Here is a 24082-nt window from a genome sequence, read left to right as displayed (position 1 = left end):
ATCGGATGATCAATCGCGATTTCGCACTACTCCGCGCAGCCTGGGACGGCTGGGATGGGGTCGATCCTCTGCCGGATTTGCGCGGCGCCGCGCAGATGCTAGCCGGCAGCGTGTGGCCCGCCCCACCGCCTCCTAGGATCAGAGGTCAGTTGCACATGCAGGTCAAACCTGCCCTGAAATCGCTCACGATTCCCCTCTTGGTCGACCTGCGCGCGGCGCTGCGCGCGAGCGGCCGGACGGGTCACGTCACGGCCTGGGCTCAGACATTGCTCGTCGTTTGCGAAGTGCGCAGGACAACGCTCAAACAACGGTTAGCCGTCGGCGACCTCTCTGCAGAGGATCTACAGATAAAGTTCCATCTGTTGGTGCTGTTTTTTCTTGAGTATTTTTCCGACAGCCAAGACGGTCGCTTTGTAAACCTAGCGCTCAAGCTGCTCGATCAACGGTGGGTGCTCTCCACCGACAACGCGCGGCGGCAGGTAGCCGGTCAGCAACCGCCGACGACCACTGCTATGCTGGCGCTGACCGTACACATGCTCGTCGAGCACGCGGTGGCGGAGATGTCGACACCCAAATACCGCCCCTCCGTTTGCCTGAACTGCACAGACCGTATCAGAAGCGTGCCGAACGAGGTCAGGCGGCTGGACTCTCAGGGAAAGCACGTGATCGTCTTCTCGCCCAATCGCTACGGTCTGTACACGTTGGCTGTAACACAACTGCTGTTGCAGGCGGGAGTGCGCGTGGACGCCATCGTCGTGCGAAAATTGCTGAATCCCTGGCGCATGGTCACAGAGTTTCGCCGCGACGGGATCCGCCTGCTCAAGAAAATCTGGCGGAAGTTCTTCTTGAGACGGCGCGCCTATGTTCCGCGCGAGTATCCAACACTACCCGATTTGCTGGCGCGGATCGGCGTCACCGAATCCTCGGTCGACGCGCTGGCGGCCCGGCACGGCATTCCAGTGGTGTACTGTACAACGCTGAACGAGCCGCGCGTGCATGCTGCACTGGATCAATATCGGCCCGATTTGGTGGTGTTCGCCGGCGGTGGCATCGTGGGGGATGAGACGTTACGACGAGCCGGGGCTGGTGTCGTCAATTGCCACATGGGACAACTGCCCCAATATCGAGGCATGGACGTCGTCGAGTGGCCGCTCATCGAAAACCACCACGACGACATTGGCTTTACAGTCCATTTCATGGCCCACGGAATCGACACGGGCGACATCCTGGGCATTTTTCCGGTCGACGGCACGCTGGCCCGCACTGTGTACGAGTACCGCGAAAAGTTTGAGCCGCTCATGGCCGTAGCGATTGCGGATACGGTTGTCGGGCATCTTGATGGCCAGTTCGAGCGTCGACCGCAGCGGCTCGAAGATGGCAAACAATACTTCATCGTTCATCCGCGGCTGTATCGAATGCTGGAAGATCGCTACGTACAGAGCGTGGCCCAGGTCGACACGGCGCCCTCGACAGCCCCCCCGACGAGTGTGACCCGCAGGTGAAAGTCTTATTGAACACGTCCTCGTGTCGGACTGGGGGTGCGCTGCAGACCTCGTCGGCATTCATCATTGAAGCCTTGCGCGACCCGGCCGGAATCGAATGGACCTTCGCGGCGCCCCGCGAGGGGGTTCGTCAGCTCGAACAATTCGGGGTCCCGATTCCCGCAACGATGACAGTCTTCGACGAAGCTCCGGCCTCGAGCCGCACCGCGCGCCGCGCGCTTCGCGCGCTCGAAGACCGCGTGCAACCCGATTGCGTATTGACGTTTTCCGGCCCATCTTATGTGCGATTTCGCAGCTTTCACGTGGTAGGCTGCTCGGCTCCCTGGGTGACGCATCCCAATTGGGCCGCCTTTCGCAGCTTGGGCTCGCTGCGGAATTGGGCCGATTGTCTGGTACGTACCGCGTACAAAAGCCTGTGGTTTCGCCGGGCCGACGCGTGGATAGCTCAGACGGAAGCGGGCGCGCACGGTCTTGCCAAACGCTTGGGACTGCCGGCCGATCGCATCACCGTGATCCCGAACACCTGCGGCGAACGCTACCGGACCGAACACGGCGAGAAACCGTTTCCCATGCCGGGCCAGCCCATTCGCTTGCTCTACTTCTCGGCACCCTACAAGCATAAGAATTTCGAAGTGCTGCCGTACGTTGCGCGTGAACTGGCGGCGCGCTTGCCGGGCCTCGATTTCAAAATAATTGTCACGCTGCCAGCAGAGCATCGACTGTGCAAATCGTTGATGGCTAGCGCCCACCAGTTGGGCGTCGCCGGCTGTATCGAGAACGCCGGGCCCATTCCGGTGGCCCAGGGACCCGCTATGTATCGCCGGTCCGACATTTGCTTCGCGCCGACGCTGCTAGAAACGTTCAGCGCTACGTACCCCGAGGCGATGGCAATGGGGCTGCCGATCGTCACCACGGATCTGGATTTCGCCCACGATGTCTGCGACGACGCGGCGCTGTATTTCCGTCCGCAGGATGCCTCGTCGGCAACCGATTGCCTGACGCGGCTGTTAAGCGATGCCGCGCTATGGCAGCGTCAAATCGCTCGCGGCAAGGAAGTCCTTCCGCGTTTTCCGACACCGCGCCAACGGTACGAGGCCTACGCCCGACTGCTGCTTTCCTACCGCGACGCCAGCCGAGCCCGCGTGTAACCTGCGGCTTCATAAGGGCTTTGCCGCCGGGGCGCGGGCAGGCAAAGTATACGCTACATTATCTCGGACGGACGCGTCCGCCACGCTTTGGGCGTCGTATCCCGCGCCAGAGCAGCCTCCGCACCTGATCGCCCAGCGCATCGACCGATTGTCCGAAGCGCCGGCTCCCCACTATTTCTTGAAGAAGGATTTGCCTCCATGAAGATTGCGGTCATCGGAACCGGATACGTGGGACTCGTGACAGGCACGTGCTTTGCCGATAGCGGCAACGAGGTGACCTGCGTCGACATCGACCAGCAGAAAATCGAACGCCTACGGCGTGGCGAGATTCCGATATACGAGCCTGGGTTGACCGAACTCGTGCTACGCAACGTCGAGGACGCGCGGCTGAACTTCACCACCGATTTGCCGTCCGCCGTTCGTTCGGCCAAGCTCGTCTTCCTGGCTGTCGGCACTCCCTCGGCCGCCGATGGTTCTGCAGATCTGTCGAACCTGTGGGCCGTTGTCGACGCGCTGGCACCGCATCTGCCCGAGAAGGCCGTCGTCGTGACGAAGAGCACCGTTCCGGTCGGTACCAATAGCGGTATCTTCAAGCGGCTGCGCGCGTTGACGGGTCGAGACCGCCTGGTTGCCAGCAACCCAGAGTTTCTCAAGGAGGGGGCGGCTCTGGACGACTTCACCAAGCCCGATCGCGTTGTAGTGGGCGTCCGCGAGCAGGAAACTGCCGACGTGCTGCACGAGCTATATTCGCCCTTCTTGCGGACCGACCATCCGTTCTTGGTCATGTCCCCCGAAAGTGCGGAAATGACGAAGTATGTCGCCAACGCATTGCTAGCCACGAAGATCAGCTTTATCAATGAGCTGGCAAATCTCTGCGAGCACATGGAAGCCGACGTCAACGACGTCCGTCGCGGCATCGGCCACGACAGCCGCATCGGGTTCGCGTTCTTGTTCCCTGGCGTGGGCTACGGAGGGAGCTGTTTCCCGAAAGACGTGCGGGCCTTGCAATCGATGGCCAGCCGCTACAACGTCGAGCCCCGCATCCTGGCCGCCGTAGACGAGGTGAACAACCGCCAGAAGATCGTCCTGCATCAAAAGATATCGAAATTCTTCAATGGCAAAGCCAGCGGCAAAACCGTGGCCGTGTGGGGACTCGCTTTCAAGCCGAGAACCGACGATATTCGGGAAGCGCCGGCACTCGTGCTGATTGATCGGCTCCTTGCTGATGGGGCCAAGCTACGGGTCCACGATCCCGAGGCAATGGAAAACGTTCGCCACGAATATGGGGATCGTTTGACCTATGCCGAGCATCCCTACGATGCGCTCGATGGTGCGGATGCCCTGGCCATTGTCACGGAATGGAAACAGTTTCTGCGGCCCGACTTCGACGAAATGCGGCGCCGCATGAAATCACCGGTGATCTTTGACGGGCGCAATCTCTACGAGCCGGCCCAGATGAAGGCGGCCGGCTTTACGTACCATTGCATCGGTCGGGTGCCCGTGAGCCCCTAGGCTCGCGTTAGCCGCGACGGCGAGCATGTTCCGCTTCCCCTCCTGTGAGTGGCCAGGCGAGCCTCTGCGCTCGCTTAGGATCAAGCCTGCACCGAGCGCAACCCTTGGAACTACCACCCCACCGGCGGCCATGGTTGGGTTGTGGCGATTACTTCAAGTTTGCCGGTTAAGTCGACGATTATTGCCCTGGCGCAATATGTCCTAGCAGTTCTGTTGCGTTCCGACGCGGCCGCAAACCGGTCCGAGAATGGTGTTAAGCCATTCTATGGAATGGGTTATGGCGGATATGTCGGGCTAATTCTGGGACCGGCGACGCGGATCTTTGGCAATTTAGACGTCTACTGCCTAATTCGCTTGGCCCGAGCCGTGCGCTGGAACCGGCGGGACGAATATGTCGTAGGCTCCGGGCGGAGTGCAGCAGTGCCAGCGCCAGAGTGACCTTGACACTACTTCTTACGGCACCTACACTTGGAGCGTGCCTTGCCTAATGCGAGGGCTTCTGCGATTGCCTGACGGCCTCTCGCGCGTGGACAGGAGAAATCGACTCGTGACCAAGAAAGAGATCGTCAAAACCATCTCAGAAGAAATTGGGATGACGCAGCTCAAGACGAAGGAGATCGTCCAGAAGACGTTCGATGCCATCGTGGAGACGTTGGTAGAGGATAAACGCATTGAGCTGCGGAATTTCGGAGTCTTTGAGGTCAAGAAACGCGCGGCTCGAAAAGCACGCAATCCACGCACCGGTGATAAGGTCTTCGTACCGGAGAAGTACGTCGTAACCTTCAAGCCTGGTAAGGAGATGGAGGAACGGGTTCGCGAGCTGGAGCGACAAGCGGCTGCCGCAGCCGCCCGCTTACACGAGTCCGAACCGTCCAATAATCGACCCGAACATCCTGTTAGCACCTCGGCTTACGGTAGCGAGCCGAAAACCTCTGGGTGACCCACACTTAGAGGCTGCGTAAAGCACCGACACATCTCGTTTGCTCGTCTGCACATGTCTGAGTGACATCCTAGTGTGACCATCCCAAGTCACCTTGGATGTGAGTGTCTGAATGTGACCGCCCGCACGCGTCACAACTACCTTTCCCGCAACAAAGAATCCGTGGTTCTTCGTCGGTCGTGCAAGCGCCTGCTTGCGCCGATCGCGGGTGTCCGCATTGTACGGTCCGATCCCGGCACATCCGGCGATCTAAACCGCGTTCATGCGAGGAGTTGGGTGATGCGCGCAGTTTTATTTACGCTCGCTCTGGGCTTGCTACTAAGTCCTTCGGTGGGCTGCTTTACGCCAGCGTACTCGGGCGATCCCGCTCGGCGCACGCAGCAGCTCATTTTCACGTCGGAAAACTTGCGACTGTTATTGGACGATTGGGAGCGGATTTGGTTCCTGGACCAGCCGTCGCACCTGACGCCGTACCGGACGCACGGTGGCATCATTTAGTAGCTTACCTAACGGCCTGAGCTAATCAGTTGGCACCAGCGCACGGCCCATAGGTGGCCGTGCGCTGGTGCCGGCATGGTGAACCTTTGCGCGCTTTGCCATGCCGCATGCCGCGCCCAACACCTCGAGGCGCCTCTTCGACGGCCGCGTTGTCGCTAGCAAAGATAGCCGGTACATTGCGGTCGCCGCGATGGGGTGCATCCTACGACTAGCATTTCGTCCCCCCAACGCGGTCAGGTCCCTCCCCGATTTCTGACCACTCATCCGCCCGTGAATACCGCCAGCGTCGACTTGCAGGTTCAACTCGGGCGTTTGCGGATCGCGAACCCGATCATGGTCGCATCCGGCACATTCGGCTACGCCCGCGAGATGGCCGGCCTGGTCGACCTCGATCGCCTGGGCGCCATCTTGCCGAAGACGATCACTCGGCAGCCTCGCCCCGGCAATACGCCTTGGCGGACCGTCGAAACGACCGGCGGGATGCTGAACTCAATTGGCCTCGACAATGACGGCATCGACGCTTTCATCGAGTACCACTTGCCGTACCTGCGCACGCTGAAAACGGCAACCATCGTGAGCATTGCCGGCCGCAATCATGAGGAATTCGTCGACATGTGCCGACAGCTCGACGGCGCTGCCGGCGTGGCCGCGATCGAATTGAATATCTCCTGCCCCAACGTATCAGGCGGAGTCGATTTCGGTACTGATCCGGCGATGTGCGAGAGGCTGGTAAGCGAGTCCCGGGCCGCCTGCCGGTTGCCAATTATCGCCAAGCTCACGCCGAACGTGACGAGCATTGCCGACGTGGCACGCGGTGCCGCGGCTGGCGGCGCCGACGCCATTTCTTTGATCAATACCTGTCTTGGCATGGCTGTCGATTGGCGACGTCGCAAGCCCTTGCTGGGAAACGTCCTGGGCGGACTTAGCGGGCCGGCGATTAAGCCCATCGCTCTGCGCTGCACCTATCAAGTGTCCCAAGCGGTCGATACGCCGCTGATCGGCATCGGTGGCATCGCCACGCTCGACGATGTGCTCGAGTTTCTCGTCACCGGGGCGAGCGCTGTCCAACTAGGCACGGTGAACTTCTATGATCCGACGAGCTCGATGCGCATAGTGGAAGGTCTGCCAGCCGCCTTGGCCGAACTCGGGGCACGACGCGTCGCGGATGTCGTCGGCACACTGCAGGCCGGCCTGATCGCAAACAAGTAATCGACCGAGGTCAAACCTTTCTCGGCACGATTCTTCGTGCATCATGAGGGTCATGGGCCGCGGTTATACCGAGCGAGAGACCACGGATTCCGGCTCGGCAGCCTGCGTCTCGGCCCTGCGGGCATTGGCCTGCGCAATCGCCTCGTTGGTCAGCGCCAGCGCATCGGCGCGCGGTCGCGGAGGCAAGAACGTTCGCAAACGTAAGTTGCCATAGATCAGCTTGTTCCACAGAAGATGAAAATAGAGCAGCACCTCGCGCCACCTTAGCGTCCAGGTCTGAAAGAATCGTCCCTGGAAGACGCGTCGCACGGGCAACATGTCGTACTCGTAGAAGTTGTACAACAGGTTTAACCGTTCGATGTGGTGCTTGTCGCGTTTGCGCGATCGATAGCGCACCCGCTTGCTGATGGCTAGGTGCGAAAACAGGTCCATCTTCAGGCACTGTCGCATGATTAGTGTCGACGTATGGATCTGAATCGGATTCGTCTCGTCATCAAAGCGGTCAAGCTGCTCGACCCGCTTGTTGTAAATATCGACGAGATAAATAGATTTCTTGTCGTCTGCCGAAAGTACATAGGTAATCGGCTTATTGCGGTACAAACGTCGCACCAGAAAGGGAATGGCAAGGAAGAATTTCTCGAAGTACTTTTGCATGTCCTGCAGCGTTACCTTCGAGCGTGACTCTTTTTCGTAGAACTTTTCCAGCTTCTCACGATTGGCCTCAAGATAATCCTGCAACCGCTGCGGACGATTGCTGAAGAAGTCACTGTCGGCGATGCAAAATCCCTCGTCCGTCGACCAGCTGTCGCCGGAGACCATGACCTTGACCGTCGGATTCTTGACTTGATGCTGTGCAAAGTACTCCTGCACCATCAGTGGAGTCTGTACATCGTCATTGAAGTGAAACGTCTCGCGATGCAAATAGCACTGATTGCTGGCGAAGGGGACGGCATACGTGGCGCCCGATGAGATCGCAAAGTCGGCAAAGTTCTCGACGTAGGCCGAGATATCATCGACGGCTTCTTGAGGCGCATCGATCATCTCGTAGCACAGCCGCGAGTTAGCCGAACTATGGCTGCGCAACACGAAATCAAAGTTGGGATGCAGATCGACTATTTGCTTCAGCGGTCCGCCCATGAACTTGGCATCGTTGGCATTTAGGATCTTGATGCCTTCGCATTCGATCACCAAGGCGCTGTCCAGAAACACGCCGAATTGATAGGACGTTATGCGAAAGTCGGGAGCCAGTTGCACCGCCTGACCGTGCTTTAGCTCGGTGACATTGGTAAATCCCATCTTTACCAGGTCGTCTCGGATACGGTGGAAATTGCCCTTGGGCACGTAGATCGGGGTCGCCTTGTCGAACTTCCGTAGCGACGGTCCCTGAAAGTGGTCCCAATGGATGTGCGTTACGTAGATGAAATCCGGCTTAAGCGAACGCACTAGTTGCTGAGGAACCGGTGGGTAGTTCCACCACGAGCGCCAATAGCAGCTGCCGAGAATCCAGGGATCTGTCAGCAGCGTGCGATTCTGCGACGTTACCGCCAGACCGGCGTGCGACAACACCTGAAACTTCATCGTTGCTTCTCCGGCAGCTCGGACAATCGCTAAAACTCGGTCAAACGTCTCAATTCTAGGTCGCTCTTGCGCAGGCAACAAGGGATCGAGACGCGCGCTGCAGGGAACCCTCGGCCACCGTCGCGTAACGCCTGCCGCCGCTCGCTCCACTGCTCTCGGCCGGAAACGCCTCTTCGGTTAAAAAGGTCGCTACAATTACCCTCTCCGCATAAATTGTTTTTTGGTGCCGCGATCCAACAATGTGGTCCTATTCCGGGTAAAGCACATCACGCGTCGACATAGCCACAGCGAGGTTCTTTTTCATGCGCGTTCTTTCCGGCATCCAGCCCACGGGCCGGTTTCATTGGGGCAACTATTTTGGCGCCATTCGTCAATACATCGACCTGCAGGATTCTGGCGAGGCGTACTACTTCGTCGCCAATCTGCACGCGCTAACCACGGTCCGCGATGCCGCCACGCTGCGTCAGCTGTCACTCGACGCGGCGATTGATTTGTTGGCCCTGGGCCTGGATCCCAATCGGGCCATGCTCTATTTGCAATCCGACGTTCCCGAAGTTTCAGAGTTGTGCTGGCTGTTGATGACCGGCACCCCTATGGGGCTGCTGGAACGCTGTCACGCTTACAAGGACAAGAAAGCCAAGGGCCTGCCCGCGGACGCGGGACTGTTCACGTATCCCGTGCTGATGGCGGCGGACATTCTGATTTACGACGCCGACGTGGTGCCGGTCGGCGAAGATCAGGTGCAACACATCGAAGTTTGCCGCGATATTGCCGGCAGCTTCAACCACCACTTTGGCGAGACGTTCGTCCTACCCAAGGCCAAGCTGCTCGACGGATCAGCCCGTGTACCGGGCACCGACGGCGAGAAGATGTCTAAGAGTTACAACAACACGCTGGAACTGTTCGAGTCACCGGCCGCGTTACGAAAAAAAATCATGCGGATCACGACCGACTCGCGTCCGGTCGAAGAGGCCAAAGAGCCTGACGGCGATCATCTTTTTCAGCTCTACAGTCTGTTTGCCAACGACGCCCAACGCACCGAGATGGCGGCATTGTATCGCCGCGGCGGTTTTGGATATGGTGAAGTAAAGAAGGCCCTGGCCGAACTCGCCGAGCAGTTCTTCGCCGAGCCTCGGGCGCGCCGCGCCGAACTCGAAGCGCACCCGCAACGCGTAACCGAGATTCTCGCCGATGGCGCGAGCCGAGCGCGAAAAAAAGCTTCTCAGGTGCTCAAACGGGCCCAAAAAGCTTGCGGCATGATGCTGTAACGACGAGTGTTACATCACGCCGCCCACACAACTGTTCGAGGCGTCTCTGATGACGCTGTTCATTGGCACTTTCCGGACTGCGCGAGCATCTCTGCAGTCGTTCATTGAGCGAGCGCCCTGCAATCGGCTACGATTGGCAGCATGTCAGCCGTTAATACTTCAACGAAGCCCCCTCAGCGGCGTTGTCACGTCGCGCGCGCTTTCGCCCTGCGCGATTCGCGACTTGGTTCCTGACAGCGATCCTGCTTGCGACAGCACTCGCTTGAGACGCGACGAAAGTGGCCACTCACTTCGCGCCGCTGGTAGTCTTCCCCGTGGCCGTAGGTATTTCATTGGAAGCGGGGCTGGCCTTGACATTGAGACTGTTAAACACGGCGCACCAAGCAAGCTTGCTCGGCGGGACGATCATTGCCGGCATGGTCCTGGTCGTCGGGCAACATTTTGGCAGCTATCTTGCGCGTCGCCACCGCCTGGGTCGCCTCGGCCCAACAGCAGCCCTTTTGCGATACCCGCGGATGTTGGTATCGGGTGTCACGCAGCGGTCGCGTCGATTCTGCGAAAAGCGCGGCGCCACTCCTGGCGGCCGGCTTGCAGGAAAAGCCCCGCGGGGATGCTTCGTATCGCCTCTGGAGTTGCCGCAGCGGCTGCGAGCGAACCGGCTTTGAGTTATCATGGAGCCAGGCGGGCACCCGGCCGGGTGTAAGCTGGCTCGACCGGGGCACCTATGCTGTCGTTCTCTCGGTCCTCGACGCCCTCGTGCCTGCACTATCAGTCCGTCCGCCCCACGCGCTGCAAACTCTGCCGAGTGACAATCTGGCGCCGAACGCGATCCCTCGGAAAACATACGAATCGTGAGCGAAAACGAGAATCTGCCACAGAACATCCTCGGCATCGGCACCGATATCGTCGAATGCCTACGTATTGCGCAAATGATCGAGCGACATGGTGAACTGTTCATCAATCGGGTCTATACGCCGCTCGAAATCCGCTACTGCCAAAGCCGCAAAGCCTCGACGCAACATTATGCCGGGCGGTGGGCGGCCAAAGAGGCAATTCTCAAGGCGATTGGCACGGGCTGGCGAAAAGGGATCACCTGGCGCGACGTCGAGGTACGCAACGATCCGGGCGGACGCCCCGTGGTGGGTATGCGCGGGGGAGCACGTGACGCGGTCGAGCACCTGGGCATCCGCAAGATCATGGTCTCGATTTCGCATTGCCGCAGCCATGCCACGGCCTACGCCATCGCATTGGGGCCGGAACAGAACGGCAAGCGCCGCGATTGACGAGCGGCCTCGGCGGCACACGGAGCGGACTGATCGTTCCGGGCCGCAGGATTGCACAGGCGCCTGCCAGGGATCCGGACGTCAAATGGGCTTCCCTCTTGCCGGCTGCACTGTCGACTCTGCCCTGTTACCATAACCGGCCAGAGTTGAAGGCGCGAGCTTACACGCAATGCCACGCACCACGGCCGCGGGAAAACGAACATGATCGACCGAGTGGATATAGGAAATCGGGCGCACAGTCAGGCCATTACGTTTAAGGTCACCATGTTTGCAGTCATCGCTTACACGCTGGTCGCGTTAGGGGTGACCGTACGCGCCGCAGAACCTGCCAAGCTGCATCAGTTCCCCTCGGAGCTCGTCGACTTCGTCCCCTATGAGAAGAACCCGGTATTCACCGCGGCGGGACCGGGCAAATGGGACGCCAAAATTCGCGAACGCGGCTGGGTCATGCGCGATGGCGACAAGTACCTGATGTGGTACACCGGCTACAACGGAATGAAGGTCGGCTTCAAAATGCTCGGGCTGGCCACCAGCGACGACGGGCTTTCCTGGACGCGCTATTCCAAGAACCCGGTCTACGATCAGAACTGGACCGAGGACATGATGGTCATCAAACAAGGTCCAAAGCTCTACATGTTCGCCGAAGGCTTTCGCCATGGACGGGCCTATCCCTTTGCCGGTCGACTGCAAGACGAGCCCCACCTGTTGACTTCGTCAAACGGCATCAACTGGACACGTCAGGGCGCCCTCGCATTCCGCAACGCGGTCGGCGACCCCTCGGGGGGCATCTATGGCACGCCCGCCGCCTGGTTCGAGGACGGGCACTGGTATCTGTTTTACGAGAAGATGGATTTGGGAGTCTGGTTGGCCCGTTCGCGGGATTTGCTCGTGTGGACGAACGTGCAGGACGACCCGGTGATCATGCCGGGCCCGGATGCGTACGACAACCGCATGATCGCCCTGAATCAAATCATCAAGTATCAGGGACGGTACTATGGCTACTATCACGCCATGGGGGACAGCGAGCCTGGAAAATGGTCTACGTGCGTCGCGGTGTCGGACGACATGCGGCAGTGGCACAAGTACCACCGCAACCCGATCGTCAAGAACAACAAATCAAGTGGCATCCTCGTACCTGATGGCAATCGTTACCGGCTCTATACGATGCACGATCAAGTCGATGTGTATTTTCCGAGGAAGAAATGACACCGTCGCCGCTTCCCACATGCGCCATCTGGATCGCAACTTGCGCAGACGCGCACGCGAGCACATCGCGCGGGCCATCTAGTCGTGAGCCTTTGGCTACGCGACCGCCGAGGCCTTTCCAGCACGGCCGATTTCGATTCGCGGTTGCAATTATTGCTTTTGGGACCTTCGTGCTGGCAAGTTGTGGGGCAATGCCGACCGTGGCCGCGGATTCTACCAAGATCGGTTCGACGACCATTGAAATCTCGACCCCCATGCCGCCGCCCGAATGGGCGCTGCTCGAGCGTGAGTTGCTCCGCGCCACGAGCGCCGCGTGTCAGGTGTATTTCGATCGCTACTTCGACGATCGCGGCTATCTTGAGTGTGTCGAACGGTGGGGGGGCGACGACGGGCCAGACGACGCCATCGAATGCCTGGCCGACTGGCCGCTGCTCTACGCACTTGGTGGTTCTGACGCAGTTCTAGAGTTGTACAAGCGGGGATGGGAGGGACATCTACGACAGTACACGCAGGCTCGCACAACGGAAGTCGAGTTGGCACGCGATGGGATGTACTACAAGGAGTTTCCCACCTCCTTCGACTGGGTACACAACGGCGAAGGGCTCACGGCCTTCATCAACCAGGGTCTGGCGGATCCGCACGACGAAGCCTTTCGGCGCCGCGCGCGGCGCTTTGCCGGTTTCTATCTTGGGGAAGACCCGACTACACCCAACTACGATCGCCAGCACAAGATCATTCGCAGTCTTTTCAACGGCAGTCGCGGACCGCTTTTGCGTAAGGCCACGGCGCTCGACTGGGCCGGCGACAAAATCGACGTCGCAGGTCGTTTCTCCCTACAGCATGGCGAACGCAGCTACGCCGAAATGCTGGCGCACTTTCGCGATTACAACGACATTGTTGGCGATCATCCCCAAAACCTTTGCGCGACAAGCGTGGCCGCGCTGGCCTATATGCTGGACCACGAGCCAAAATATCGCGATTGGCTGATCGGCTACGTCGATGCCTGGGTCGAACGCATGGGCTCAAACGGCAATATCATTCCCACGAACGTCGGGCTCGATGGCGTGATCGGCAGCGAGTGTGGAGGCCGCTGGTACGGCGGCGTTTACGGCTGGGGATTCACCGTCATCACGCCGCAGACGGGCGAATTGGCAAATCGCAATACGCATCATTTGGGACTCACAGGCTTTGGTAATGCCACGCTGCTGACAGGCAATCCGCGCTATGCCGATGCCTGGCGAAAACAGATCGAGGCCGTGAATTCCCAGGCCAAAGTGGTCGACGGCGTGACCAAATATCCGCGCATGTATGGCGATCAAGGCTGGTACGCGTTTGTGCCCGAAAAGTATTCGCACGGCGCCCAAGAGATATTCTATTGGTCGATGGCCGAAACGGATCGCGCGCGCGCGGCCGGCCAGGGCTGGAACGCTTTTCTGGCCGGTCAGCAAGCCGACTATCCGGTCGCGGCACTACGTGGCGAATTCGAAACACTACGCAACCGCGTCGCCTCGATCCACAAAGATGAAACGACACCCGACACCCGCCTGGCCGATGACCCCCTTCCGTTCAGTCCCGCGCTGGTGTCGACACTGGTGAATCTCACGACCGGCGGTCTTTACCCGGGGCATGTCGCCGGTCTGCTGCATGCGCGGCTGCGTTATTTCGATCCCGCAGCGCGTCGTCCTGGGCTGCCCGAAGGTGTAGCTGCGCTGGTCGAGTCGCTCTCGGCCGACGAGGCCACTGTGACATTGGTCAATGTCGACACGCTTCGCCCGCATTCGATCGTCGTGCAGGGGGGCGCTTATGGAGAGCATCGCGTGACGACAGTCGACCTTTCAGGAACAAGCACGCCGGTCGACGGCCCAACCTTCACCGTGCGCATCGCTCCCGGCTGCGGCAGTCGGTTGGCCATCAAAATGCGCCGGTACGCCCGTGGACCAAGCCTGAATCAGCCCTGGGACTGAGGTGCGGCAGAAGCGGCTCACGCCGAATGCCGCACTGCACCTGTCAGGGTGCATTTTCTGAGGTTCGAGCCACTATGCAGGACCCGGTACGGCGCGACCGTCAAAATTCTTAGGACCTTTGAAGTCCGTCCTTAAGCTTTTCATGACAACGACATACATCGTCAGTAGCTGTTCGTAAGTTCGTTTGCCATTCGGCAGTGGCGGGCTTTTATCTTGCATTCGCATCCGTTGATTTGTATCACTCATGCACGGTTGCTGATGTTTTGATGCAATGGCGATTATCTCGCCAGCAGCGCCAAACGCTGGCAGCCGACCCGCCCTAACGACGGTGGCCCACCGGGGGCCACACCTGCCCCGAGATGCACCCGCCCTGCCCCGCTTGCGGCAGACGACGGGTGTGCATGCCGCCAAGCCCGCTGGGTTTTGACGGTCCTACCTGCAACGCGGAGGATTCTGCATGCCTTACCAGGGGTGCAGCGGATTTCGCACCAACCGGTCGACGAGCAACCGGCCTACCGCCGGTACGCCCGCTGGCGCTTCATCGGCGTCGTGGTTCAGATCACGGCACGGAGCGTAGCGCTACGAGCACTCCCCGCGACCCACATCCACACGAGACGGAGGAATAGCCATGAAATCCACACACGACCGTTCCTACAGTTCCTACAAGCGACGCGAGGGCTTTACGCTAGTTGAGTTACTCGTCGTCATTGCAATCATTGGCATTTTGGTCGGCTTGCTGCTGCCGGCCGTGCAAGCCGCCCGCGAAGCGGCTCGCAAGTCGCAATGCAAGAATAATCTGCGGCAGCTAGGCTTGGCTCTGCAGAACTTCGAGTCGGCCCGCGGCGTTCTCCCCACCGGTGGCCAGGGTTCCAAGGCAGTGCCAGGCCAACCTGGCGTTTTCGCCACCGGCTTCGACGTCCAAGGCACGTACGCGTACTTGCTTCCCTACATCGAGCAATCGCAAATAGCAGCCCTGATCAACTACACGTATGCCTATAACGACAAGCGCGCCCCGAACAATCAGGTGGCTGCCAAAACCCCCGTGCCGGGTTTCATCTGCCCGTCAAACGGACTGATTAATGACGACCCTCAGGGATACGCCCAAGCTGATTACTCGCCGACAGTCGGAACGTCAATCGATCCGACCACCGGCTTGCCCAATGGCGCCACGCAAATGCCGGGTGCTCTCGGGCTGGGCAGCACCTACATGGCGCAAATCACCGACGGCACAAGCCAGACCATCATGGTCGCGGAAGACAACCCCATCAACTTCCTGACGGTTTTTCCGAATGTCGGCGGCGGAAGTCAGGACCCGATCTGGGGGCCGGGCAACAATGCGGATCAACAGATCACAGATCCGACCTACGGGACCATTTCCAATCGCGCCACGAATCGCTGGGCTGAACCGGACAAGAGCATCAACGTATCCGGCCCCTCGAGCAACGCCTTAAGCAAAAACATCATCAACAACAATAGCGTGCCTGTCGGTGGACCGACTAATTGCCTGTGGAGTAGCGGGGATTGCGGGCCCAACGGCGAGATATTCAGCCTGCACCCAGGCGGCGCGCACGTGCTCTTGTGCGACGGCAGCGCCCAATTCCTGGCAGAGAACATCGATTTCCGCGTGATCCGTTGCTTGCTGACGCGTGACGAAGGGCAGCCCACCCCGACGTTCCAGTAGCCGCAGCGCGCTGATCGCCAACCGGAAGTATTTGCAAATCCAGGCCATGCCATGAGATAGCACGAAAGCATCGGGGCTGACTTCTGCGCGCTTTCGAGCGAATCATTGGAATATTTGCTTGCAATTGGCAACTCGGATTTGGGATACTCATGCATCGTAATTGATGCGTTGCGGCGTTTGCTGACTAGCTGCCGCGCGCGTTGAGAACGACCAGCCACAAAGACCTGCCCGATCGACGGCATCGCTCGCCCGGGATGCCACGTACCGTAAGACACCCCCCTGCCTGCCCTGCCGCCCGGCAATACGTCGGGCGACCCACCGTGGAGTTAGGACGCTCTGCGGAATCACGGTCGCGGAGGAGTTCGCATGCCCCGCCCCGCGGAACACGTAATTCCCTCCTTCGGACGCTGCGCGGCCCCGGCTGCGTCGGTGCTTCTGGCGCTGTGTCTTGTTTCAGGCACAGTCCGGCTGGCCCGGGCCGATGACGCATTGCACGAGCAAATCGATCGGCTGATCGAGGCCGATCAGTTGGTGCCGCTCGCTCTGCCCGCCACCGACGCCGAGTTTCTCCGCCGGGCGTCACTGGATCTGATGGGTCGCATCCCCTCGACCGCTGAAGCCCGGGCATTTGCCGACGATCCGACGCCCGACAAACGTACCAGGTTAATCGACCGTTTGCTGGCGAGCCCGGATTATGCCCGGCACATGGCCACGGTGTTCGATGTGTCATTGATGGAACGCCGGCCAGAGAAGAACGTGCCGATCGCTGATTGGCAACGCTATCTGTACGAATCGATCGCGGCCAACAAACCGTACGATCAGTTGGTCCGCGAGATCCTCTCGGCTGACGGAGTCGACGCGGCGCAGCGCGCGCCGGCACGCTTTTATCTCGACCGCGAAGGAGAAGCCAACCTGCTCGCGCGCGACGTGGGTCGCATCTTCCTGGGCATGGACTTGCAATGCGCCCAGTGCCACGATCATCCCATCATCTCGGACTACTATCAGGCCGACTACCAGGGGCTGTACGCGTTCTTCAACCGCAGCGTCTTGTTCACCGACAAGGAAAAGAAGGTCTTCTTCGCCGAGAAAGCCGATGGTGACGTCAACTACCAGTCGGTCTTCGACGCGTCGCGCAAAGGGACCGCCCTGCCGCAGATCCCCGGCGGCCAGCCCATGGTTGAGCCCACCTTCAACAAAGGTGAAGAATACACGGTCGCTCCGGCCGACGGCGTACGCCCTATCCCCAAATACAGCCGCCGCGCGCAGTTGGCCACGGAGTTGACTTCGGGCCGCCACAGATCATTCGACCGCGCTATCGTCAACCGGCTGTGGGCCCACCTGATGGGCCGCGGATTGGTCGACCCGGTGGATCTGCACCACAGCGACAATCCACCTTCGCATCCCGCCGTGCTCGCGCTCTTGGCCGACGCATTCCCGGCGATGAAGTACGACGTCAAGGCGCTCTTAACTGAAATGGCGCGAACAAGAATCTATGCCCGCTCAATCGATTTGCCGAGCGACCTTCCCAGTCGAGGTGCCCAGCTCGAACCACAGCTCGCGATGTGGGAAGACGAACGGGCGCGATTAGACACCATTGCCGACGCTTCGCAGAAGGCGGCCGCGAAGATTGGCGCCGAGCTATCCGCGGCGCGCACCGCGGCTGCGCCAGTACAGGAGGAACACGCCAAAGCGCAAATCGCGGCCGCGGAAGCGAAGAAGAACGCCGATGCGGCTGTCGCCACATTCACTTCCGCTCAGAATGCCCTGCCCGGTAAAGAGGACGCTGCCAGGCTGCTCTTCGAGGCCGCTGCTAAGACGGCCGAGGCGGCACAGAAGCTCGCAGACGACAAGGAACTCGTCGAGGCCGCCACCAAACTTAAGGCCCGCACCGATCAATTGACCGTTGAAGTAGCGACACTCACCAAGGCCGTTGCCGATGGTCCTGCCGCGGTAAAAGCCACGACCGAGCAACTTTCTGGCGCCCAACAAGCGCTTGCGGCAATCGCGCCCCGACTGGAGCCATTGCAAGCGCAAGTCACCGCTTTGCTCACGCAAGCCAAGGCGGCCGACGTACAAGCACGCGACGACAGGATTGCTCAGTCCGCGATCGTCGGACGCATCGAGGATGCGAAAACGGTGGTTGGCTTTTCCAAGGCGCTGGCGTTAGTCGATGTTTCGCGCACCGCGGCGGTTACTACCGAGGCCGCGCGGGTCGAGGCCCGCCAATCGCTTGCCAACTTCCAGATCGAAATGGACCGCAACAACCAAACCTTCGCCACGGCCCAACAAGCGTCCTCCGCGGCCGCTGCTGCCGTCGAGGCGGCTCGCAAGCAGCAAGCCGATAAGCAATCGACGCTCGACGCGGTAAAGGAAGCACTATCAAAGACCGAGCTTGCCCAGCAGAAGCTACCCTCGGCCGGCGACCTGGCTCAGGCGGTCCAATCGCTCAAGACCAAGGTGGACGAGCTCGACGCAGAGATGAAAACGACCCAAGCCGCGGTCGCCGAGCAGGAGACCGTCTCCAAGTCGGCCATCGTGAAAACCTCAGCCGCGCAACAAGCTGTCAACACCGCGACAGAGCAGCACTCGAAACTTGCCGAACACGCGACCCTAGCCGAGCAAGCCGTCGCCGCCGCACAGCAAAAAGTCGATGCCGATCTGGCAGCAGTTGACGAGCTGCGAAAACGAGTGATCGACCGCACCAGCGTTCGCTGTGCGGTGGCTGTCCTCAAGCACCTCACGCCCGAACAGCTCGCCCGGAGCATCATGCAGGCCTCGGGCGTTGTCGACCGAGAGCGGGCAGGCGTTGAGGCGGAATGGCAAAAGAACCACCCCACGCCCGACAAGGCGGCTCAAGCAGCCAGGACGCGCGAGATCGATCAAGCGCTGAACGATAAGCTCCAGCCCTCGGTCCGAGTATTTGTATCGCTATTTGCCGCCGGGCCCGGCCAGCCGCAACAGAGCTTTCAGGCGACGGTCGACCAGGCGTTATTTCTTGCGAATGGCGGGCAGGTGCGCTCGTGGCTCGCACCGGCCGACGGCAATCTCACCGATCGGCTGGTCAAGCTAACTGATCCATCAGAGACTGCAATCGAGCTGTATTTGACTGTGCTGTCGCGTTTGCCGACTGCCATGGAGTCGGCCGAGGTGACGAATTATCTCGCCAACCGTGCAGCCGATCGACCGGCCGCGTTGCAAGAGCTGGAGTGGGCGCTATTTTCCGCTGCCGAGTTCCGCTTCAATCACTGAGAGAGGGAGGATTCCTCCATGCGCTGTACCTATGCTTGCCACTCGTCCGAGCACCTGTTGGCGCGACGTCGCTTTTTGGGGCAACTTGCGGTGGGCAGCGGCGTGATAGTCGGCGGTTTGGGCGCCCTCACCCGGCCGGCAACGGCCGAGCAGCTGGCCAACAAACAAAAACGCATCCTGTGCTTCAACATGCACGGCGGTCTGAGCCAGTTGGAAAGCTGGGATCCTAAGCCCGGCACTGATACAGGCGGACCATTTCGCGCCATTCCGACGTCGGTGCCCGGTGTCCATATCTCGGAGTTGCTACCGCATGTCGCCCAGCAGATGCAGCACCTGATGATTGTCCGCGGCGTGAACACGAAAGAGGACGACCATGGCAAAGGCGCCTACATGATGACGACAGGGCGCCGTCAGACGCCGGCGGCCGACTACCCTTCACTGGGGGCCGTAACCGCTAAAGCGCTGGCGCCGCAGGATAGCGCCGTTCCGGGTCACATTCGCATTACTCCTGGCGGAGGAGGAGGCCGCAGCGAAGACGCCGCGTATCTCGGGCCGCGATTTGCGAGTGTCGTATTGGGCAATGGTAACCCGCCGGCTAATAGTGCCCGCGACGCCGCGCTGACGCCGGCCGCTGACGAACAGCGGAACCTGCTGCGTCGCCACGCAGACGATCGTTTTCTGTCGCGCCGCCGCACGGCGCAAACCGATGCCTATACCTACAGCTATGAGCAGGCTCAGCGGCTGATGGGCGAGCGCGATCTGTTCGACGTCAGCAAGGAACCGCCTCAAGACCTCGAACGCTACGGCACGTACGACCTCGGCCGGCACTGCTTGTTGGCCCGGCGATTGTTGTCTGGCGGGGCCACGTTCGTTCAGGTCAGCCATTCCAACTACGACACGCACAACGAAAACTTCGATTTCCATCTCGAGCAAGTGGGAGAATTCGATCGCTCGTTCGCGGCGCTCGTGGCCGATCTGGCGGATCGTGGTATGCTCGACAGTACGCTGATCGTTGTACTGAGTGAATTTGGCCGCACGCCCAGGATCAATCACTTCTATGGGCGCGATCACTGGTCTGCCGCTTGGAGCGTGCTGGTGGCTGGCTGCGGAGTGCAACATGGCGGCGCTTTTGGCAAAACAAACGCCAATGGCACCGAAGTCGCAGAACATCAGGTGGACCACGCCCAATTGTTCCACACGTATCTGACCGCGGTGGGGCTCGACCCGACCGATTCCTTTGATATTGGCGGCCGACCCATGCCGGTGGCTGATCCCGCTTCCTCGGCGATCAAGGAGTTGCTGGCATGAGCGAGCCGGTGCCGCAGAAAGCTGATCCCGCGCAGACGCACGTCGCGATCGAATGGAAATACTCGTGCCCGTTCGTATCGTGCCGTTTCGACCCGACGGGACGTTTCGTGTTCGCCGGCGCCCAAGATATGACCGTGCAGCGCTGGGAAATTGGGAGCGGGACGAATGTCTCGCTGACGGGCCATTCGAGCTGGGTTCGCGCGCTCGGTTTTTCCCCCGACGGCCAATCATTGTATTCAGGCGGCTACGAAGGGCGACTCGTGTGGTGGCCCGCCACGGTCGACAAACCCGAGCCGGCTCGATCGATCGAGGCTCATACCGGTTGGCTGCGATGCTTGGCCGTCAGCCCCGATGGGCAACTCATTGCCACCGGCGGCAACGACAACCTGGTAAAGCTGTGGAAGGCTGCGGACGGCACTCTCACGCAAACGCTCTCTGGCCACGCGGCTAACGTGTTCAGCGTGCAATTTCATCCCGCGGGACAATGGCTGCTCTCGGGCGACCTGCTAGGGCAAGTGCATCAGTGGGAATTATCCACAGCCAAACTGTTACGCACGTTCGATGCCAAGGAACTGCACACGTACGAGAAAGGCCAGGCGGTGAACTACGGAGGCGTGCGCAGCATGGCACTTTCGCCCGACGGTAAGTCGTTGGCCTGTTCGGGCCTGCACAAAGCGACCAATCCGCTGGGTGCCGTGCAAGATCCCCTCATCATGGAATTCGACTGGGATTCGGCCAAACCGCGCATCTCCCACGCGCCCGATGCCAAGACCATCGCCTGGCGCGCCGTTTATCATCCGGAGGGATTCTTATTGGTCGGCTGCGGCGGAACCGATCCGTTGCTGTTGTTCTTCAAGTCGGACCAGGACAAAGAGTTTTCCCGCTTCAAGATGCCCAACACAGCCCGCGATATGGACCTGCATCGCGACGGCGTGCAAGTCGTGACCGCGCACTTCGACAATCACGTGCGCATCAGCCGCATGGCGCCCAAGCCAGCTTGAGCGTGTGGCTTGGCAGGTGGAATGCAGTCCGCACCCGTCAGGTGCTTCACGGGGCAGATTTGGCAGGAGTTGCGGCGTCGGCACCGAGGGGCGCGACTTTCCGCTTCCAAAGTTGGTAGTGGTCGAACTGCTTGAGCCGCTCGAATTCCGCGGCATCGTTAAATCGGAATCGATTTAGCTTGCTCGGCCGCGGTACTGTTTCGACGATCCGGTACAAGTCATCCCCCGAGAATCCCTCCGCATTGTCGCGCTGGTTGATGATGCCATATCGCTCGGCGAAATACTGATCAAGCGGCGCGCCAATTTTGTAACGCGTGTCCAAACCGTGTCCCAGCAGTTCGTAACCATTGAAAAACAACTGATAGCCGATCGGCACATCGGGCGAATGATCGGCCGCCTGGAATTGCTCAGCCAGGGCGTCGGCGGCCTGCACAATGGGCGGCACGGCGCCGGCAAGTCCATCCATCCGCCAGGCACCGGCCCGATGGAACGTGGCCGCGTTGCAGACAATGCTGACGACCGCCAGCGTTTCCACTAAGACAACGCTCCAGTGCGGCCAGCCGCACCGTCGGGGGATATAGGATGCTCCGACACCCAACATCACGACCTGCAATCCCCACAACCACCAGCAGTATTTTACTAGGCCCGCGACAAGAGATAGGCCAAGCCAGGGGCCGACAAAGCACAAAAATACGATTTGCAACGCTTGGGCGTCTTGCGGCGTCGAAACAGGGGCAAAAAAACGCTCGACACAATTAAGCGATCGTGCCGTCAGCTTTCGGCAAACAAGTGCTATCCCGACGAGCGCAATCACTCCCTCAACGAGCCAGATCTTGGCGGCCTCGCCTCCGTCCAGACTTCGGCCCATGAGCATCTCGGCCGTTTTCTGGTTGGCAATTACGGCCATTACCAAGACGACCATCCCGAGCCAGGAAATCTCTCGTCGCGATTGCATCCGCTGCGGTAAATGGCATATCCGACTGCCCCAGGCCACGAGTGGAAGCAAGAAAATAGGAATCGCGATCAGCCCCAAAGGATTTTCGTAGAGCAGCAATGCAACGAGATTTTGGACGAAGTGAAATCCGCGAAAGAAAAGCTTCTTCGCCTTTTGCCCCCAGGAACCAGGCGGAACTTCGCTGACCTTCGGCGCAAAGTCCCCCAATGCATGCTGGGAGGCATTCCAGGTACCAAGCGCCTCGCCGTAGGCCGCTAGATGGCTGTTCGTATCGGGAAACAAATTGACCAGCAGCACCTGTCCTGTCAAATCGCTGAAATTGCGCCGTGCCTCGAACGCCAGGTGTGGCGCCCAAATGACACCGGAGACCAAGGCGGCTATGGCCACTGCACCCACTCGCACTGGTGGCCGATAAACCAGCCACACCAGTAGGATTGCCAGCAGCGCCGGCGCCATTTCGAGGAACACCAATAGCCCGAGCGAATAAACGATCAAACTGGCAGCCAGGTAACGCGATTGGCGTCGCGTAGCCCATAACAAAATGAAATACGCCATCCACACATAGGCGCCGGGCTTCGCGCGCGGCCACAGCGACGTTGCAAAGAATAAACCCAGCGCAGAAAACGCGTAGAGTATGACGACGAGCGCCGCCGTGCGGTCATCGGCACAGGTACGGGTGAGCAGCCACAGACCTAAGAGCGTCAGTGCTCCCAGGCCTACGGCGCCTATTCGCTCATAAAACTGAGGATTCTTCGTTAGCATCCCTGGCACAATCAACCAGGCCGTACCCGGTGGGTTGTAAGAACCCACGCTTGCCAAGGCGCCCACTTGCGGCAGCCGCCCGTCGTCGAGCAATTGTCGCGCCTCGTCGGTGTTGATTACCTGGTCATAATCGAGACCCGTAAACGCACCACGCCATCCTTGCGAAACGAATACCAACGATGTGAGCGCGCCAAACAATGCCAACAACTGCGCGCGGCCATTCGTGCCGGCCCTATAAACGGGGCTTGGAACGGAAGGGAGATTCGAACCGATCTCGGCAATCAACGTGATTTCCCTGACGTATTGCTATCGCGCGCTGCAAAAACTCCTCTCCAACTGAGGAGAGGCCAGCCCCCGTGAGCGATGAAAAGTGTCTCGAAATTCGCTCGTTTCGGTAGCCCCGGCCCCGCGAAACCGGGATCTGCGACCACTCCTATTGCAAAGGTTTTACTAGAGGGGGCACCGCAGCCCCCCAGAAGAATCCGCCTTTTCGGACCTATTGTTGCGACTTGCTCAATCGCACCTTTGGAACCAAAACATGCGGACAGATGCGGCCATCGCCAAGGGCTTTTAGTGGTCGTTCGCGGCACCAATGTCGGCTGCCAGTCGATTCTCGAATGTCGTTAGTTTACACCCCCGTAGCCCCCATTTACAATCTTCTAGATGCGCTGCCAGTTTCACTTCACATAGATAATCAACTATGAATTCATCGACGCCACGTCGCGCGACTGACCTGCCCGCCTACGCCGATAGCAGCCAAGGCCAGCAGGTGTGGGCCATTGCTGAAGATCCGGCGCCGCAGACCATCAGCGACGAGTTCGGCCCCGACTACGAGAGAATCCGCAAGTTTCTCGGTGCGCGAGTTTGTCGCCAGCTTGGCATCTACGAACTGCCGACGGGCTTTGTGCTTTCGGTGGTGATTCCCATTTACAACGAACTGCACACTATCGAAGAAGTGGTGCGCCGCGTGCGCGGCACCGGCCTGCCCGTCGAGATGGTGCTGGTCGACGATGGCAGC

The 24082-nt window shown here is 59.9% G+C and carries 18 protein-coding genes; 16 read left to right on the top strand and 2 right to left on the bottom strand.

The genetic code is table 11. The features are described 5' to 3' along the window. Positions 1–5: 5 nt before the first annotated feature. From VGG64_16765 to VGG64_16740, 6 genes are all read left to right on the top strand, one after another. Positions 6–1502, top strand: a complete 1497-nt coding sequence (locus VGG64_16765) for a formyltransferase family protein (GenBank protein HEY1601256.1) — start codon at positions 6–8, stop codon at positions 1500–1502. Beyond that, on the top strand, positions 1499–2650 hold the full coding sequence (locus VGG64_16760) for a glycosyltransferase family 4 protein (GenBank protein ID HEY1601255.1): 1152 nt from the start codon (positions 1499–1501) through the stop codon (positions 2648–2650). The genes VGG64_16765 and VGG64_16760 overlap by 4 nt, the downstream gene beginning before the upstream one ends. 198 nt (positions 2651–2848) lie before the next feature. Continuing rightward, positions 2849–4162: a UDP-glucose/GDP-mannose dehydrogenase family protein gene (locus VGG64_16755; protein HEY1601254.1), complete on the top strand. Its 1314-nt coding sequence runs from the start codon at positions 2849–2851 to the stop codon at positions 4160–4162. Positions 4163–4709: 547 nt separating this feature from the next. Further along, positions 4710–5102, top strand: a complete 393-nt coding sequence (locus tag VGG64_16750; GenBank protein ID HEY1601253.1) for an HU family DNA-binding protein — start codon at positions 4710–4712, stop codon at positions 5100–5102. 279 nt (positions 5103–5381) lie between these two features. Further along, the gene (locus tag VGG64_16745; GenBank protein HEY1601252.1) at positions 5382–5600 is read left to right on the top strand and encodes a hypothetical protein; all 219 of its coding nucleotides are present in this window, start codon (positions 5382–5384) and stop codon (positions 5598–5600) included. A 270-nt stretch (positions 5601–5870) separates the two neighbouring features. After that, the gene (locus VGG64_16740) at positions 5871–6809 is read left to right on the top strand and encodes a dihydroorotate dehydrogenase (protein ID HEY1601251.1); all 939 of its coding nucleotides are present in this window, start codon (positions 5871–5873) and stop codon (positions 6807–6809) included. A 63-nt stretch (positions 6810–6872) separates the two neighbouring features. Here VGG64_16740 and VGG64_16735 read toward each other — a convergent pair whose 3' ends face one another. Further along, on the bottom strand, positions 6873–8387 hold the full coding sequence (locus VGG64_16735) for an MBL fold metallo-hydrolase (protein ID HEY1601250.1): 1515 nt from the start codon (positions 8385–8387) through the stop codon (positions 6873–6875). Between the two features lie 302 nt (positions 8388–8689). Here VGG64_16735 and trpS point away from each other — a divergent pair, with 302 nt between their 5' ends. The 9 genes from trpS (at position 8690) to VGG64_16690 (ending at position 21347) form a co-directional block, all read left to right on the top strand. Continuing rightward, on the top strand, positions 8690–9655 hold the full coding sequence (gene trpS, locus VGG64_16730) for a tryptophan--tRNA ligase (protein ID HEY1601249.1): 966 nt from the start codon (positions 8690–8692) through the stop codon (positions 9653–9655). Positions 9656–9933: 278 nt separating this feature from the next. After that, positions 9934–10320, top strand: coding sequence for a hypothetical protein (locus VGG64_16725; GenBank protein ID HEY1601248.1), 387 nt, complete (start codon positions 9934–9936; stop codon positions 10318–10320). 186 nt (positions 10321–10506) lie between these two features. Beyond that, complete coding sequence (gene acpS / locus VGG64_16720; GenBank protein ID HEY1601247.1) at positions 10507–10938, top strand: holo-ACP synthase; 432 nt, start codon at positions 10507–10509, stop codon at positions 10936–10938. A 201-nt stretch (positions 10939–11139) separates the two neighbouring features. Then, a complete protein-coding gene (locus tag VGG64_16715; GenBank protein HEY1601246.1) occupies positions 11140–12144 on the top strand; it encodes a hypothetical protein in 1005 nt (334 codons plus the stop codon). A 200-nt stretch (positions 12145–12344) separates the two neighbouring features. Further along, the gene (locus VGG64_16710; GenBank protein ID HEY1601245.1) at positions 12345–14108 is read left to right on the top strand and encodes a hypothetical protein; all 1764 of its coding nucleotides are present in this window, start codon (positions 12345–12347) and stop codon (positions 14106–14108) included. Positions 14109–14736: 628 nt separating this feature from the next. Continuing rightward, on the top strand, positions 14737–15789 hold the full coding sequence (locus VGG64_16705; GenBank protein ID HEY1601244.1) for a DUF1559 domain-containing protein: 1053 nt from the start codon (positions 14737–14739) through the stop codon (positions 15787–15789). A 366-nt stretch (positions 15790–16155) separates the two neighbouring features. Next, entirely contained in the window at positions 16156–19038 is a 2883-nt protein-coding gene (locus VGG64_16700; GenBank protein ID HEY1601243.1) for a DUF1549 domain-containing protein, read from the top strand. 18 nt (positions 19039–19056) lie between these two features. Beyond that, positions 19057–20346 carry a DUF1501 domain-containing protein gene (locus tag VGG64_16695; protein ID HEY1601242.1) on the top strand — a complete coding sequence of 430 codons (1290 nt, stop codon included), beginning with the start codon at positions 19057–19059 and terminating at the stop codon, positions 20344–20346. Continuing rightward, positions 20343–21347: a WD40 repeat domain-containing protein gene (locus VGG64_16690; protein HEY1601241.1), complete on the top strand. Its 1005-nt coding sequence runs from the start codon at positions 20343–20345 to the stop codon at positions 21345–21347. The genes VGG64_16695 and VGG64_16690 overlap by 4 nt, the downstream gene beginning before the upstream one ends. Before the next feature lie 46 nt (positions 21348–21393). Here the strand turns inward: VGG64_16690 and VGG64_16685 are convergent, their stop codons facing one another. After that, complete coding sequence (locus VGG64_16685; GenBank protein ID HEY1601240.1) at positions 21394–23349, bottom strand: glycosyltransferase family 39 protein; 1956 nt, start codon at positions 23347–23349, stop codon at positions 21394–21396. Positions 23350–23764: 415 nt separating this feature from the next. Between VGG64_16685 and VGG64_16680 the strand changes: the two genes are divergently transcribed. Further along, positions 23765–24082 (top strand): glycosyltransferase (locus VGG64_16680; GenBank protein HEY1601239.1); only part of this gene is annotated, 318 nt, incomplete at its 3' end.

It is taken from the genome of Pirellulales bacterium (genome assembly GCA_036490175.1).
Taxonomy (GTDB): domain Bacteria; phylum Planctomycetota; class Planctomycetia; order Pirellulales; family JACPPG01; genus JACPPG01.
The sequence above is the reverse complement of the archived record's forward strand: the minus strand, read 5'-3'. Positions and strand labels throughout refer to the sequence as shown.

What these genes read in the sequence shown, in the direction of transcription:
- VGG64_16765 (HEY1601256.1), top strand. Translation starts at nt 6, where the DNA reads ATGATCAATCGCGATTTCGCACTACTCCGCGCAGCCTGGGACGGCTGG.
- VGG64_16755 (HEY1601254.1), top strand. Translation starts at nt 2,849, where the DNA reads ATGAAGATTGCGGTCATCGGAACCGGATACGTGGGACTCGTGACAGGC.
- VGG64_16745 (HEY1601252.1), top strand. Translation starts at nt 5,382, where the DNA reads ATGCGCGCAGTTTTATTTACGCTCGCTCTGGGCTTGCTACTAAGTCCT.
- VGG64_16735 (HEY1601250.1), bottom strand. Translation starts at nt 8,387, where the DNA reads ATGAAGTTTCAGGTGTTGTCGCACGCCGGTCTGGCGGTAACGTCGCAG.
- trpS (HEY1601249.1), top strand. Translation starts at nt 8,690, where the DNA reads ATGCGCGTTCTTTCCGGCATCCAGCCCACGGGCCGGTTTCATTGGGGC.
- VGG64_16715 (HEY1601246.1), top strand. Translation starts at nt 11,140, where the DNA reads ATGATCGACCGAGTGGATATAGGAAATCGGGCGCACAGTCAGGCCATT.
- VGG64_16705 (HEY1601244.1), top strand. Translation starts at nt 14,737, where the DNA reads ATGAAATCCACACACGACCGTTCCTACAGTTCCTACAAGCGACGCGAG.
- VGG64_16700 (HEY1601243.1), top strand. Translation starts at nt 16,156, where the DNA reads ATGCCCCGCCCCGCGGAACACGTAATTCCCTCCTTCGGACGCTGCGCG.
- VGG64_16695 (HEY1601242.1), top strand. Translation starts at nt 19,057, where the DNA reads ATGCGCTGTACCTATGCTTGCCACTCGTCCGAGCACCTGTTGGCGCGA.
- VGG64_16690 (HEY1601241.1), top strand. Translation starts at nt 20,343, where the DNA reads ATGAGCGAGCCGGTGCCGCAGAAAGCTGATCCCGCGCAGACGCACGTC.